This window comes from Lysinibacillus composti, from assembly GCF_016908465.1.
GTDB lineage: Bacteria > Bacillota > Bacilli > Bacillales_A > Planococcaceae > Ureibacillus > Ureibacillus composti_A.
In genome coordinates this window covers 187,181-202,011 of the sequence record NZ_JAFBDY010000001.1, presented here as the reverse complement: position 1 = coordinate 202,011, position 14,831 = coordinate 187,181, and the positions used below count along the sequence as shown (strand labels likewise).

At 35.9% G+C, this 14,831-nt stretch carries 13 protein-coding genes and 1 other annotated feature; of the genes, 1 reads left to right on the top strand and 12 read right to left on the bottom strand.

The genetic code is table 11. The features are described 5' to 3' along the window. Nucleotides 1-10: 10 nt before the first annotated feature. The 6 genes from radC to JOD29_RS00880 form a co-directional block, all read right to left on the bottom strand. Complete coding sequence (gene radC, locus JOD29_RS00905; RefSeq protein ID WP_124762305.1) at nt 11-709, bottom strand: RadC family protein; 699 nt, start codon at nt 707-709, stop codon at nt 11-13. Between the two features lie 15 nt (nt 710-724). After that, nucleotides 725-1,312 carry a Maf family protein gene (locus tag JOD29_RS00900; RefSeq protein WP_124762307.1) on the bottom strand — a complete coding sequence of 196 codons (588 nt, stop codon included), beginning with the start codon at nt 1,310-1,312 and terminating at the stop codon, nt 725-727. A gap of 92 nt (nt 1,313-1,404) precedes the next feature. Continuing rightward, on the bottom strand, nt 1,405-2,028 hold the full coding sequence (locus JOD29_RS00895) for a hypothetical protein (protein WP_124762309.1): 624 nt from the start codon (nt 2,026-2,028) through the stop codon (nt 1,405-1,407). 146 nt (nt 2,029-2,174) lie between these two features. Then, complete coding sequence (locus JOD29_RS00890; RefSeq protein WP_124762311.1) at nt 2,175-3,431, bottom strand: bifunctional folylpolyglutamate synthase/dihydrofolate synthase; 1,257 nt, start codon at nt 3,429-3,431, stop codon at nt 2,175-2,177. Nucleotide 3,432: 1 nt separating this feature from the next. Continuing rightward, on the bottom strand, nt 3,433-4,716 hold the full coding sequence (locus JOD29_RS00885) for a bifunctional folylpolyglutamate synthase/dihydrofolate synthase (protein WP_124762313.1): 1,284 nt from the start codon (nt 4,714-4,716) through the stop codon (nt 3,433-3,435). A gap of 96 nt (nt 4,717-4,812) precedes the next feature. Continuing rightward, nucleotides 4,813-7,464 carry a valine--tRNA ligase gene (locus tag JOD29_RS00880; protein ID WP_124762315.1) on the bottom strand — a complete coding sequence of 884 codons (2,652 nt, stop codon included), beginning with the start codon at nt 7,462-7,464 and terminating at the stop codon, nt 4,813-4,815. A 143-nt stretch (nt 7,465-7,607) separates the two neighbouring features. Then, nucleotides 7,608-7,986, bottom strand: a binding site (T-box leader). 183 nt (nt 7,987-8,169) lie between these two features. On the opposite strand from JOD29_RS00880, the gene JOD29_RS00875 reads away from it, so the two are divergent. Next, nucleotides 8,170-8,367 carry a hypothetical protein gene (locus JOD29_RS00875; RefSeq protein ID WP_124762317.1) on the top strand — a complete coding sequence of 66 codons (198 nt, stop codon included), beginning with the start codon at nt 8,170-8,172 and terminating at the stop codon, nt 8,365-8,367. Here the strand turns inward: JOD29_RS00875 and JOD29_RS00870 are convergent. The 6 genes from JOD29_RS00870 to ccsA all read right to left on the bottom strand — a co-directional run bounded on the left by JOD29_RS00870 (nt 8,344) and on the right by ccsA (nt 14,729). Further along, nucleotides 8,344-9,810: a hypothetical protein gene (locus JOD29_RS00870; protein WP_124762319.1), complete on the bottom strand. Its 1,467-nt coding sequence runs from the start codon at nt 9,808-9,810 to the stop codon at nt 8,344-8,346. The two genes, JOD29_RS00875 and JOD29_RS00870, sit on opposite strands and share 24 nt — an antisense overlap. A 117-nt stretch (nt 9,811-9,927) precedes the next feature. Continuing rightward, nucleotides 9,928-11,220, bottom strand: coding sequence for a glutamate-1-semialdehyde 2,1-aminomutase (gene hemL, locus JOD29_RS00865; RefSeq protein WP_124762321.1), 1,293 nt, complete (start codon nt 11,218-11,220; stop codon nt 9,928-9,930). 1 nt (nt 11,221) lies between these two features. Further along, nucleotides 11,222-12,202 carry a porphobilinogen synthase gene (gene hemB / locus JOD29_RS00860; protein WP_124762323.1) on the bottom strand — a complete coding sequence of 327 codons (981 nt, stop codon included), beginning with the start codon at nt 12,200-12,202 and terminating at the stop codon, nt 11,222-11,224. 3 nt (nt 12,203-12,205) lie between these two features. Next, nucleotides 12,206-12,961, bottom strand: a complete 756-nt coding sequence (locus tag JOD29_RS00855) for a uroporphyrinogen-III synthase (RefSeq protein ID WP_124762325.1) — start codon at nt 12,959-12,961, stop codon at nt 12,206-12,208. After that, nucleotides 12,951-13,883, bottom strand: a complete 933-nt coding sequence (hemC, locus tag JOD29_RS00850) for a hydroxymethylbilane synthase (RefSeq protein WP_124762327.1) — start codon at nt 13,881-13,883, stop codon at nt 12,951-12,953. The genes JOD29_RS00855 and hemC overlap by 11 nt, the downstream gene beginning before the upstream one ends. Before the next feature lie 18 nt (nt 13,884-13,901). Beyond that, nucleotides 13,902-14,729, bottom strand: a complete 828-nt coding sequence (gene ccsA / locus JOD29_RS00845) for a cytochrome c biogenesis protein CcsA (RefSeq protein WP_124762681.1) — start codon at nt 14,727-14,729, stop codon at nt 13,902-13,904. Nucleotides 14,730-14,831 lie beyond the last annotated feature (102 nt).

Sequence of the window (14,831 nt, the reverse complement as noted above, 5' to 3'; positions counted from 1 at the left end):
AAATCCTTCTTTACATATATCCTTTTTCTTTTAAGCTTATGAATTGATGGTCTCCAATAATCACGTGATCTATTAACTCAATTCCGATTATAAATCCAGCTTCAAGTAATCTTTTTGTTACTTCAATGTCTTCGGGACTAGGTGTTGGGACTCCACTTGGATGGTTATGTGCACAAATTATAGATGCTGCTGAACGTTTTACAGCTTCTCGAAAGATTTCACGTGGATGAACGATAGAAGAATTAAGACTTCCTATAAAAATTGTTTGCTTATGAAGGATTTGATTTTTTACATTGAGGAAAAGTACAACAAAATGCTCTTGTCTAAGGGAAGACATTTCGGGTATTAAGTAATCTGCTGCATCTTTTGGAGAACGGATTGTATACCTGGAGTCTACTTGTTTCTGTGATAATCTTCTACCCAATTCAATTGCTGCAAGAAGTTGTACCGCCTTTGCCTCCCCAATCCCTTTTATGGATATAATTTCTTCTAAGGTCGCATGTTTTAGTTCATGTAATTTTTCAAAATAGTTTAAAACTCTGTTTGCAAGTGTTAATACCGATTCTTGTTTTGTACCTGTTCTTAGTAATATTGCAATTAACTCCTGATTTGAAAGGCTTTGTGCACCTTGGCGAATTAGCCTTTCTCGTGGCCGATCTTCTATGTGAACATCACGAATCATGAGTTCAGGAATAGCGGCAACAGACATTATACTTCACTTCCCTTATATTGTAATGATAGTTAACGTAATTAATTTTTCGCAAACACTTGCTAAAGGTAATCCCACTACATTGTTATAATCACCTTCAATTCGTTCCACGAATAAAGCACCGTCTGTTTGAATTCCATAACCACCAGCTTTATCAAATGGATCGCCTGACTTAACATATTCTTCAATTATTTTTTGTCCGAGTTTTTTAAATACTACCACTGTCTCTTCGATAAAAGTTTCTTCACGACCATCTGGTGTAATAATTGCTACTGCTGTCATAACACTATGACGATTATGCGACAGCCTTTGTAGGTGGGTTACAGCCTCTTCTGGTGTTTTTGGTTTATGAAGTAGCTCATCCTGAAACACAACCACTGTATCTGCACCAATAATTGTCTTTCCTCTTTCTTTTTTTGCTACATCCCTTGCTTTTAATAAGGCTACCTCACGAACATAATCTTTCATTGAATTAGCCTGTACCGTTGTTTCTTCGACGTCACTTGTCACTACTTCAAAAGGGATTCCCAATTTTGAAAAAAGCTCTTTACGCCTTGGGGATGCTGACGCTAAAACTAGTTGATGATTAGTAGTAAATTTCATATCCATACCTCCTACTACTATCATAGCCGAGGAAAGGGAATTTGAAAATTTATGCCAAAATAAGAAATTTGATTTTGCCACTTAAATGATGATTAAAATTGGATTTTCAGACAATCATTTTCGCTATAATAATGTGATAATAAGTGTAATCTGATGACAGACAAGTCTTCAGAAATGCTTGATAATGCTACTGTTATCGCCTTCCAGTCCTGTGGTAACGAGTCAGGTACTTGATCTTTCTCAAAATAAAATTTTGAACGTTCCTCACTTTTAAGTTGTGCTGGTAGATCTTGAATGCTAGATTCCTCGCAAGCATCGCCAATAAACTTAAAAGGTTTTACAAAAGAAGACGGGTTTTCACTTAATTTCACACTTTCTTTTGTAGTAGATATTGACGACCATACGTAAAAACTTCCATCCACTTCGACAATAGTACTTTTATTTAAACTCGGATAGCCCGAAATAAACGCGTTTGCAGCTTCAGAGGACGAAAACATACCATGTTGATTGGCGAAAAATTGCTCAGAAAATTGTTTAGGTGTATTATTCTCAGCTTCATTTGATTGCACTGGAATTACTTCCTCATTACTTGTTTCAGTTGAATTCATTGAATTAAGTAGAATAACAAAAAATATTACTCCTACCAATCCTGCAGCGGAGCCTAAAAAAGCAGCTTGTAGTAGTTCTTTTCTACGAATTACTTTAGGAAAATTCATACACTTCACCTCTATTGTAACCCTATCAAATTAAGTACAAAAAAAAGCGAGACTAATGTCGCCTCGCTTAAAAAAGTTTTCGCAAATTCTTTTATTCTTCGATAAACATTTAGACTATTCTTTCCTTTTCGCACTCATTTTAACAATTATTTCACAAGCATTTTTTGTCGAATCTCACTCAATAAATAAAGCGACCCGGTTACAATACATTTTTCGTTGTTTTGTGATGCATTTTTTAAGAATGGCACAACGTCTCGGATTACCTGCTTATTCTTTGCATTTGAAACGTTAATTACCTGATTTGCTTGCATAGCACGATTATTTTCAAAATCTACAAAGAAAAATTCATCGCTTATAGTTTCTAAAATACGTAAAACCGTCGCAATATCTTTATCAGCTAACATACCGACTACAAATCGAATTTTTTCATTTGGAAATTGTTGTTGAATTGTTTTAACAAGCATTTCAGCACTTGCTGGATTATGAGCACCATCGAAATATATATTTGGGAGAACTTGTTCAAATCTTCCAGGTAAACTTGCACTAGAAACACCTTGGCTCACTTTACTATGATCTATGACAAGAGCTAATTTCTCCGCTACTAGATAAAAAGCCGTTATTGCTAATGCCATATTTTCACCTTGATGTACCCCTAATAAACGACTACGTTTTAAGTCGTTTATAACTACATTATTGATGACATTTATATAAATATCACGATTATTTGAATTTTCAACACGGAAATCTCGATTTAGCTGGAGTAGTGAAGCATTATTCAATATCGCCTCTTTTTCAACAACTACTAATGCTTCTTCAGGTACCCTTCCGACTACTACCGGTTTTCCATCCTTAATAATTCCTGCCTTATGATACGCAATACTCTCTAGTGTCGGCCCCAAAAATTTTGTATGTTCTAATGCAATACTTGGAATGATTGATACAATCGGCACTACTACATTCGTACTATCCTCACGTCCCCCCATTCCTGCCTCAATTAAAACTAAATCAACATTTTTAGTTGAGAAATAAAGTAAAGCCGCGCAAGTTAGTAATTCAAAATCTGTCAATAAACCACTTAATCCTGCATACTTCATTTTTCGGAAAACCTCATCCATCTCGCTTTCAAGTATTGGAGTCCCATTAATTTGAATTTGGTCATGAACATCCATAATACAAGGAGACATAAACTTTCCAACTGTTAAGCCATGCCCCCTTGCAATCGAATCAAGAAATGCGAGTGTGGAGCCTTTACCATTTGTCCCAGCAATATGAACAACATTTAGATTTTTATGTGGGTGGTCTAGTAATTGTAAGGCATGATACATGCTAGCTAATCCAGGTTTAATAGAGTCATCGCTTCTTATTTCCCAACGAGACTTATATTCATCAAACTTCGGTATCAATTTATTTGCCCCCTCTTTGTAATAGGAACTTCCGCACATCTGCAATAAAATAAAGTGATCCTGTAATGACTAGAAGTTCATTTTCTTTTATTTGCAAAATTTCATCTTCAAGTAAATAGCGCCAATCTTTCTCATAACGCACATTTTGGTGCTGTGACTTAGATGCCAATATTTCAGCTTTCTCTGCTCGTGGTAATGGAATTTCAGTGAAGCTCATAGATAAGGCCTCTTGATCCATCATTTGAATACTTTTTTGATGATCTTTATCTTTTAGAGCAGCATAAACAAATTTATAATGATGGTTTGGATAATTGCGTTTTAATGTTTCAATTAATGCTGCTGTACCTTCAGAATTATGTGCACCATCGATAATAATTTGTTTACCGAAATGTTCAAAACGCCCTTCCCACTTTGCTTTTAATAGACCTTGGCAAATGCTTTGATCATCGATGTCGGGTAAAAAAAGCTTTGCAGCAGTAATTGCTAATGCAGCATTGTTCATTTGATGCACGCCCTCCATTATCACTGGAACATTTTCAGTGAGATGACCAAATGCAACATAGTCAAAAGTTTGTGGAATGGTATGATGCACTACATTACTAATAAGTATTTCTTGTCCCAAAGCATAACATTTCGCGTTACATTCGTCTGCTTTTTCTCGTATAACTCGAAGTGCTTGAGCCTGTTTCACCCCTACTACAACAGGTTTGTTTTCTTTAATAATTCCGGCTTTTTCAAAGGCTATTTTTTCATAGGTATCTCCTAATAAATCGGTGTGTTCTAATGAAATAGTCGTAATAACAGAAACCTCAGGCGTGATCACATTAGTCGAGTCTATTCTCCCTCCAATTCCTGTTTCAATCAAAGCAACATCAACCTTTTCATTGGCAAAGTGCAGAAAAGCCAATATAGTCATGATTTCAAAGAAACTTGGAACCTTACCATCTAATTTTGTTTCTATTAAATTCAAAACTAGATTCGTATATTTTAGGAACTGTTCATCCAATATTTGAACTTTATTGATAGTAATACGTTCATTTACACGTTCAAGGTGCGGAGATATAAAAGCACCTACAGCAATACCTTGTTCCATTAATATCTCACGTGTTGCATTTAAGGTAGACCCTTTACCGTTTGAACCAGCAAAATGAATAAATTTTACTTTTTCATGGGGGTTTCCTAAGTTTTCTAAAAGTATACGGACAGCTTCTAATGGTTCGCCTTTATATGTACTAGCTTTCAATGAAAAAATAAATTCTGTACATTCATCTATTGAATGAAACATGTCATTCACTCCTGTAATTTTGGCAATGCCAAACAAAATTTGATCTAAATTCAATAGAAAAAAATGCCCTAGTATAACTAGGACATCTTTATAATATTACATATTTTTTAATTCTGCTAAACGTTTTTCAACTGTCTCATACTTTTCTTGGTAATCAGCAAGTTTCTCACGTTCTTTAGCAACTAATGCTTCAGGTGCCTTCGATACAAATTTTTCGTTTGAAAGTTTACCTGATACTAGTTTTACTTCTTTTTCCCACTTCTCAAGTTCTTTTTCAAGACGAGCAACTTCCTCTTCTAGATTTATTAATCCTGCAAGTGGTAAGAATAGCTCCGCTCCAGTTACAACCGCACTCATTGATTGACTAGGTGCTTCAAGGTTTTCACCAATTGATAATACCTCTGGATTACAGAATTTCTCAATGTAGGCTTTGTTCGCTTCTAGAACTTTTACAGTTTCTTCGTCCTTTGCTGCAATAAATAACGGTACCTTTTTACTCATAGGTGTATTTACTTCTGCACGGATGTTACGAACAGAACGAATAATATCCATTAGCAATTTCATGCTTGTTGATTCTTCAGCAAAATTAAATTCTTCTTTTACTGTTGGCCATGCAGCAACTGTAATTGACTCACCTTCGTGTGGTAGGTGTTGCCAAATTTCCTCAGTTATAAATGGCATTAATGGGTGTAGTAAGCGCATTGTTTGATCCAATACATAGGCTAATACTGAACGAGTAGTTTTCTTAGCAGCTTCATCTTCACCGTAAAGTGGAAGTTTTGCCATCTCAATATACCAAGAACAGAAATCATCCCAAATAAAGTTATAAAGTTCACGTCCAACTTCACCGAATTCATATTTATCCGACAGCGTTGTAACACGTTCAATTGTTTCATTTAATCGAGTTAAAATCCACTTGTCAGCAACATTTAAATTGCCTGTTAAATCGATTTCCTCAAATGTTAAGCCTTCCATGTTCATTAATGCGAATCGAGATGCATTCCAAATTTTATTGGCAAAGTTCCAAATGGATTCTACTTTTTCTGTTGTATAACGTAAATCTTGACCTGGAGATGAACCAGTTGCTAAGAAGTAACGTAATGAGTCTGCACCATACTGGTCAATTACATCCATTGGGTCAACACCATTACCAAGGGATTTACTCATTTTGCGTCCTTCACCATCACGTACTAACCCATGAATTAATACATCTTTAAATGGTCGAACGCCTGTAAATTCTTTACCTTGGAAAATCATACGAGATACCCAGAAGAATATAATATCGTATCCAGTTACTAACGTATTTGTTGGATAATAGCGTTTGTACTCTTCATTTTCAGTATCTGGCCAGCCCATTGTTGAGAACGGCCATAATGCAGATGAGAACCAAGTATCTAATACGTCTTCATCTTGTGTCCAATTCTCAGGGTCTTTTGGAGCTTCTTTGCCCACATAAATTTCACCTGTTTGATTATGATACCAAGCCGGAATTTGATGCCCCCACCATAATTGACGTGAAATACACCAATCATGGATGTTTTCCATCCAACGGTTGTAAGTATTTTCAAATCGGTTTGGTACAAAGTTTACCTTTTCAGATTCACTTTTTTGAATTTCTAAAGCTTGCTCTGCTAGAGGTCCCATTTTAACAAACCATTGTGCAGAAAGGTATGGTTCCACAACTGCACCCGAACGTTCTGAGTGTCCTACTTGATGTGTATGTGGTTCAATTTCAACAAGAACACCTGCTTCTTTTAAGTCAGCAACAATTTGCTTACGGCATTCAAAACGATCCATGTTTGCATATTTGCCTGCTAAATCATTCATCGTTCCATCTTCATTCATGACAAGAATGCGTTCTAAGTTATGACGATTACCAACTTCAAAGTCGTTCGGGTCATGTGCAGGAGTCATTTTTACAACACCTGTTCCAAATTCCATATCAACATAAGTATCACCAACGATTGGAATTTCACGCCCTACGATTGGAAGAATAACTGTTTTACCAATTAAATGTTTATAACGCTCATCCTCTGGATGCACAGCAACTCCTGAATCCCCAAGCATTGTCTCTGGTCGAGTTGTTGCAACTCGTAATTTACCCGAACCGTCAGCTAATGGGTATTCCATATGATAGAATGCTCCCTCTACTTCTTTATGAATTACTTCAATATCAGAAAGAGCAGTTTTTGCTGCAGGATCCCAGTTAATAATGCGTTCACCACGATAGATTAATCCTTTTTCATATAACTTAACAAACACCTCTTTAACTGCATCTGATAAGCCTTCATCCAAAGTAAAACGTTCACGAGTATAATCTAGAGCTAAACCAAGCTTTGCCCATTGTTCACGGATGTGACCTGCATACTCTTCTTTCCATTCCCAAGTTTTTTCAAGGAATTTTTCGCGACCTAAATCATATCTTGTAACACCATCTTCACGAAGTTTCGCTTCAACTTTCGCTTGTGTTGCAATACCTGCGTGGTCCATACCAGGTAACCAAAGTGCATCGTAGCCTTGCATTCGTTTCATACGAATTAGAATATCTTGTAGTGTTGTATCCCATGCGTGACCTAAATGTAGTTTTCCCGTTACGTTTGGCGGTGGAATGACGATTGAGTATGGTTGTTTACCGCTTTGGGGTTGTGCTTCAAAATACTTACCTTTTAACCACCAATCATAGCGCCCTGCTTCAATGCTCCCTGGTTCATATTTTGTGGGCATTGAATTATTTAGTTCTTCTGTCAAATTAAGTTCCTCCCTTTATTTAAAGCAATAGCTTTCGCTAGCAATAGAATTATTTAGGTAGCAGCAAATTGAGTAAGACGCATTCATTTTAGACATCGTACTACGTATTTAACTAAATAAAATAAAAAAACTCCTTTCGCCTATAAAAGGACGAAGGAGTTAGATTAATCTATTCGCGGTACCACCTTTAATTCCGAGAATGTAAAAAATAAGGCAATTGCGATCTAAATGAATGCACTGGTTCCATAGAACGTTTTGTTCTAATTTTGGTTACATAGCGCTTAATCTAGAGTCGCGTTCTTTCGAGCAACACATATACTGAAGTATAGAGTTACTGGCTTTATTTTAAGAGTATTCTCGGCTCTCATTGCGATAACGGTGTAAACCGGCGTTTGTTACTGTTAGTTCACAAAAGCTGCTCGTAGGCTACGTTCAAATGGTTGCATTGCAGAAACTTTTCAGCTAACGTTTCCTCTCTTTTGCAAGCAAAAGCATTTTACTCTTCCTATTCATTGCATCCTTATTTAAATTTGCCTTGGCATATTTGCGTTCAGATTTTAGTTGTTCCTTTAAAAATCTGTGACACCAAACAAGGCAAAAACTTTATTTAACTCTTTTAAAAGCAAAATAAAGTTTAACTGTTTATATATTATAATATTACATCAACAGTTTTCAAGTTACAACAAATATGAAAGGGTGTAAAAAATGAAAAAACGTAAGAGTTACAATCCTTGGTTATTGCCACCTTGGCTTCGAAAATGTCGCTTTTATTGTAGAGGTATTATTTTACCTTTAACAATCTTCCAAGGTTTACGTACATTATTTTTCCCGACAACTTGGGACTTTTTATTCTTACTTCTATTGGGATTATTTACTTATCTATTCTTCACTGACTTTATTTGAACGTAAATCCAATAGTGTATAGGATTCTGATAAATCACTGAAGAAATCATCTTGTTCATACGGAGACGGTACATTAATTGTTGCTTTACCTTCAGATGAATAGTCCTTTACATCGATAATTTCAACAATGTCATTTTGATTGATTTTAACTTCATTATATTCAATATCCAACAGATGATTTTGTTCATATTCAACCGGGGCTTGATAGTTGAATAAGTGTTGATGATTTTGTTTTGACTCAGCGAATTGAATTTCTAATTCTTCTTCACGTTCTGGTTGTGTATACTGAATTTCAAGCTCTTGATCTAGTTTTGGCTCAATATACTCAAGTTCAATGTCTTGGTCTAATTTGGGCTCGGTATACTCAAGTTCAATGTCTTGGTCTAGTTTTGGTTCAGTGTATTGAATGTCTAAATCTTTTGCAATAGACGGCTCTGCATTCTCATCTATTGTTTCATTTGTAAAAGATGGCTCCAGGGTCTCTTCTACCTCTTCAGTTGTAAAAGAGGGCGTTAGAGTCTCTTCTACTGTTTCATTTACAGAGGATGGCTCTACGGTCTCTTCTACTGTTTCATTTACAACGGATGGCTCCAGGGTCTCTTCTACTGTTTCATTTACAACGGATGGCTCCAGGGTCTCTTCTACTGCTTCATTTACAACGGATGGTTCTAGGGTCTCTTCTACTGTTTCATTTACAACGGATGGTTCTAGGATCTCTTCTACTGTTTCATTTACAACGGATGGTTCTAGGATCTGTTCTACTGTTTCATTTCCAACGGATGGTTCTAGGATCTGTTCTACTGTTTCATTTCCAAAAGATGACGCTGTATAATCAATTTCCAGACTATTATCTATTGATGGGTCAATATTGTCATACTCTTCAATTTGTTCATCAATAAATTCTGTCTTATTATTTAATTCAAAAGCTTGATTATTATTACTGCTGCTTGTACTACTCTCAGTATTTTGGACCGTTTCTAGCCTTGTAAAAACAGGTTGTTCGTAAGCTAGTTGTTCTGAAGGATGATGTTCAAATAATGACTCAGCTTCTTCATATACACATTTTGTTTCCCATTTAAACGTACAACTTGAACCATCATATACGAAGAAATTCACATCATTTACAAAAAGTTCAGGTTTATTAAGTTGTGCAATTTTTTCTCTAGGTAAATCAACTTCTAAAGGTAATGCATACTCAAAATAACCATCATTTCCATCAAACTCTAAATGTTCAATCAATGTCCCTTCACAATACTGTGGTAGGTGACTTGGATTAAATCGTACAACTGCAGTAATATGATAAATTCCAACTAAACGAACGGACTCATCTGTTTCAACTTGTTGCCATCTTGGTTTTATATTTACGGAGATAACTTCCTCTACAATTCCTAAGTCCTCAGGGAACACAAATTGTGTCATCATTTCCCAATTAATATTTTGCACACGACATCCCTCCCGTAAATACAATATGCTTGTCATTTTAAAGTATGCAAAAAAAGAGTGCCCTCTTCTATTAATTGAAAAGGACACTCGGAAAATTATTTTATTATAGTGAAAAAACTACTTTCTAGCTAATTTTGCAAATACATTATGGAATGCGTCTACAGTTTTTGCAATGTGTTCTTCAGTATGCGCAGTAGAAAGAAATAACCCTTCAAATTGAGACGGTGGTAAGTATACCCCTTCTTCAGCCATCAATTTAAAATATTCAGCAAATAATTCTAAATCCGAAGTTTTAGCCGAAGCAAAATCAGTTACATCTTCATTTGTCAAGAAGAAGCCAATCATTGAACCTGCACGATTCACTGTATGAGGAATATTATACTTAGTTGCAGCCTCACGGAAACCTGCTTCTAATTGATCACCTAGTTTTTTGAAATACTCATAATTTTCAGGTGTTAAACGACTAAGTGTTTCAATACCAGCAGTCATTGCAAGAGGGTTACCTGACAGTGTACCTGCTTGATAAACTGGACCAGCTGGTGCGATTTTCTCCATTAATTCACGTTTACCTGCAAAAGCACCTACAGGAAGTCCACCACCAACAACTTTACCTAAACAAGTTAAATCTGGATCAATTCCAAAGTAACCTTGAGCGCAATTGTAATCTACTCGGAAACCAGTCATAACTTCATCGAAAATAAGAATGGCACCATTTTCTTCTGTTACTTTACGTAATCCTTCTAAGAATCCCGGTTTAGGTGGCACTACTCCCATATTACCTGCAACTGGCTCCACAATAACTCCTGCAATATTTTGACCATATTTTTCGAATACAACTTGTACCGCCTCTAAATCATTGTAAGCAACTGTCATTGTATTTTTCGCAATATCTGCAGGTACACCAGGACTATCTGGCAAACCTAAAGTAGCCACACCCGAACCAGCCTTAATTAATAAGGAATCACCATGTCCATGATAAGACCCTTCAAATTTTAAAATAATGTCACGACCAGTGTATCCACGAGCTAATCGAAGAGCAGCCATTGTTGCTTCTGTTCCCGAAGAAACAAAACGTACCATTTCAACAGAAGGTACACGGTCAATCACTAATTGTGCAAGTTCTGTTTCAAGTTCAGTTGGTGCACCAAAAGATGACCCTTTTTCTGCTTGTGCCTGAATAGCCTTTACAACATCCGGATGAGAATGTCCTAAAATAAGAGGACCCCAACTAAGTACATAATCAATATATTCATTGCCATCGATATCTTTAAGAATGGCACCTTTTCCTGATTCCATAAAAATTGGATCTGTATTAACCGATTTAAATGCTCGAACAGGGCTATTTACCCCACCTGGCATTACATTAACTGCTTCTTTGAATGCTTTAACTGATTTATCATTTAGGTGCATATTATTTCTCCTCCAACCAACGAGCTACATCTTTTGCATGATAAGTTAAGATCATATCCGCTCCAGCACGTTTCATTCCTAATAACGATTCAAGTACAACACTTTTCTCATCAATCCAACCATTTTGAGCAGCTGCTTTTACCATTGCATATTCACCACTAACGTTATATGCAATAATTGGTAAGTTATAGTTATTACGTACATCACGAATGATATCTAAATATGCAAGAGCAGGTTTAATAATAATCATATCTGCCCCTTCGTTAATATCTGATTCAGCTTCGCGGAATGCTTCTAAACGATTAGCTGGGTCCATCTGATATGTTTTGCGGTCACCAAATTGAGGTGCACCATCTGCAGCGTCACGGAATGGACCATAATATGCTGAAGCATATTTTACTCCGTAAGACATGATTGGAATATTTTCAAAACCAGCTTCATCTAAACCTTTACGAATAGCAGCAACGAAACCATCCATCATATTTGAAGGAGCAATAATATCAGCACCAGCTTGCGCTTGTGATACTGCTGTGCGAGCTAATATATCTAATGATGGATCATTAAGGATTGTTTCTCCTTCAACTAGGCCACAGTGACCATGGTCAGTATATTCGCATAGACAAGTGTCAGCAATTACAAGTAATTCTGGGTGGCGCTCTTTAATAAATCGAGTCGCCTCTTGAATTATGCCGTGGTCATGATATGCTCCCGTACCTACAGCATCCTTTTCAATTGGAATACCGAAGAGAATAACTGCTGGAATACCTAATTCAACAACTTCGTTAATTTCTTCCTCTAAATGGTCTAATGAAAGTTGCCAAACACCTGGCATGGAAGGTACTTCACGTTTTATATTTTGGCCTTCAACAACAAACAAACCATAAATTAAATCCTCTTTGTGCAAATATGTTTCTTTTACCATAGCACGCATAGTTGCAGAAGAACGAAGTCTTCGATGTCTTTGGAAATTTACTTGTGTCATTAGTTAAGCATCCTCTCGTTTTGTTATTTCTTCAATTACTGCCTTCATTGTATATTCTTTAGGCATATATGTAACTTCTGCACCGTAATCTTTGATTGCAGCAGCAGTAATATGACCAATACTAGCGAATTTGACTTGTCCCCATCCAACATCTATTGCAATATGCTTTGCATAAACATCCACTGCAGATGGACTAGCAAAAATGATAATGAGATTCGTTGTAGTATGAACCAATTCAATCAAGGGTTTTATTGAGGTAAAGTTTTCTCTCGTTTCATAGACAGTCCACTCTTTAATCGCAAAGGGTAGACCGTTTTTCAACGTATCCTTTGCCCGATTCCCACGAACGAATAAACATTTAGGTTGTTCTCCCGCAATGATTGGAAACTCCTTCACAAAAACATCCGCGCTATAGACAGAAGGCATAAAACTAACTGATAGATCGTTGTCTTCCAATAACTCTGCTGTTTTTGTACCGACCGCAGCAATTTTCACTTGAATTTGCGAACTTTTCATACCTAAACGCTTCATTTTTTTACAAAATGCCTCAACCGCATTTTTACTAGTGAAAATAAGCCAATTATATTGATTTACATCCGTTAAATATTTCTGATCATTGCCGTCAATAATTTCTTTTGTATCAATAAGTGGACAAAATTTAGCTTGTCCACCTAGTCTTTCTATTTCATTTATAACGGTTGTTGTACTAGCAGAACCAGTTACAACAATTGTTTTACCGCTTAAAGGTTTAATTTGCATCAAGCTCAGCCTTTACTTTTTGGATTAAGTCAAAGGCCCCTTGCTTCGTTAATAGCTCTGCTACTTCTTTTCCTAACTCAATCGGATTTGTTCCTGTAATAGACTCTTTATAAATAACAGATGCATCAGGTGCTGCTACTAAACCTGTAAGAGTAATTTCCTCACCATTAGTTTTTGCAAACCCTGCAATTGGTACCTGGCAACCACCATCCATTGCTGCTAAGAACGCACGCTCTGCATGGGCCTCATTCCAAGTGCTTTGATCTGTTAGCTTCGTAAGTTCTGCTAACAATTCTTCATCATCAGCACGACATTCAATCCCTAGTGATCCTTGAGCAACTGCAGGAAGACAAAGATCTATATCAATAAATTCGGTAACCACTTCTTCACTCCAACCAAGTCGTTTAAGTCCAGCAGCAGCTAATATAATTGCATCAAAATCTTCGTTTTCAAGTTTCGCTAAACGAGTATCAACATTGCCACGTATCCATTTGATTTCAATATCTGGACGTGCTTGGAGTAATTGTGCGCTTCGACGTAGAGAACTTGTACCGACTATAGCCCCTTTTGGAAGATCCGCGAATTTAACATGTCCTTTTGAAATGAATGCATCACGCGCATCTTCACGAGGGGGAATACAGCCTATAACTAATCCTTTAGGTAATACAGCAGGCATATCCTTCATTGAATGTACGGCAAAATCAATTTCTTTATTGTAAAGTGCTTGTTCGATTTCTTTTACAAAAAGACCTTTTCCACCGACTTTTGAAAGTTGTACATCTAATATTTTGTCACCCTTTGTAACAATTTCCTTTACTTCAAACTCAAAAGGTACTCCCGCATTTTTCAATTCGTTAATAAACCAGTTTGTTTGAGTTAAAGCTAATTTACTTTTTCTAGAACCAACAATAATTTTTCTCATGATGAACCTACCTTTCTGCTAATACCATAAATGGAAGTTGGAAAGTTTACTCCCTAAAAAGAAATTAATAATAACTAATAAAAAGGTATAAATTTGCGCTAATGCAAAGTTTAAACCGGTTAATTTTCCACTTTTATGCAAAACAAGAAGGATGAAATACGCAATTGTAATCACGAACGAACCCAATATTTTCACATCAAGCATTGATAATCCTTCTAATGTCATAAATGCCCATTCCAACCCTAATAATAAACTAACAAAAATTATAGGAACGCCTATTACTAACGAGTAAAACATCCAATTACTTGTTTGATATAAGGTTGGTAAACGCGACCATAATCTAGAGTACTTCTTTTCTTTTAAAATTCGGTAAACTATTAAATAAAGGACCGAAAAAACAAAAGACAATGTAAATGCTGCGTATGCAATAATTGCAAAAGCAATATGAATTACAAGCATTTCTGATACAAGTGATTCTACCATTGGATGCTCAACATTATTTGGGGCAAATAAATGGATGGTAACAAAAATGAAACCTAAAACATTTATAAAAAACACAGGTAAATCAACACGTACAATACAATGTAAAATGATTGATAGAGAAATTAATAACCATGCATAAAAATAGATTCCCTCAGTTAATGATAAAATTGGAAATCGTTTAATTTCATAAATATATAATAAGAAAAATATAGTTTGCAAAACCCAGACAATCGAAACAAGCCAAAATGCAAATCGACGAATTTTTACTTGTTTAAAGAAATAATCAATAAAATAAAAAACAATACTAATTGCATAAAGGACAACCATGATTTCATAAAGCCTAGCCATTGCTAATTCTGTCATCATTTGCAACCCTTCTTAAGCTTTTACAACTTTTCTTTTACTAATACTTAATCTTTCTCAAAAATTGGATAAAGAGAAACAACACAAATAGGCGTTTTCGTA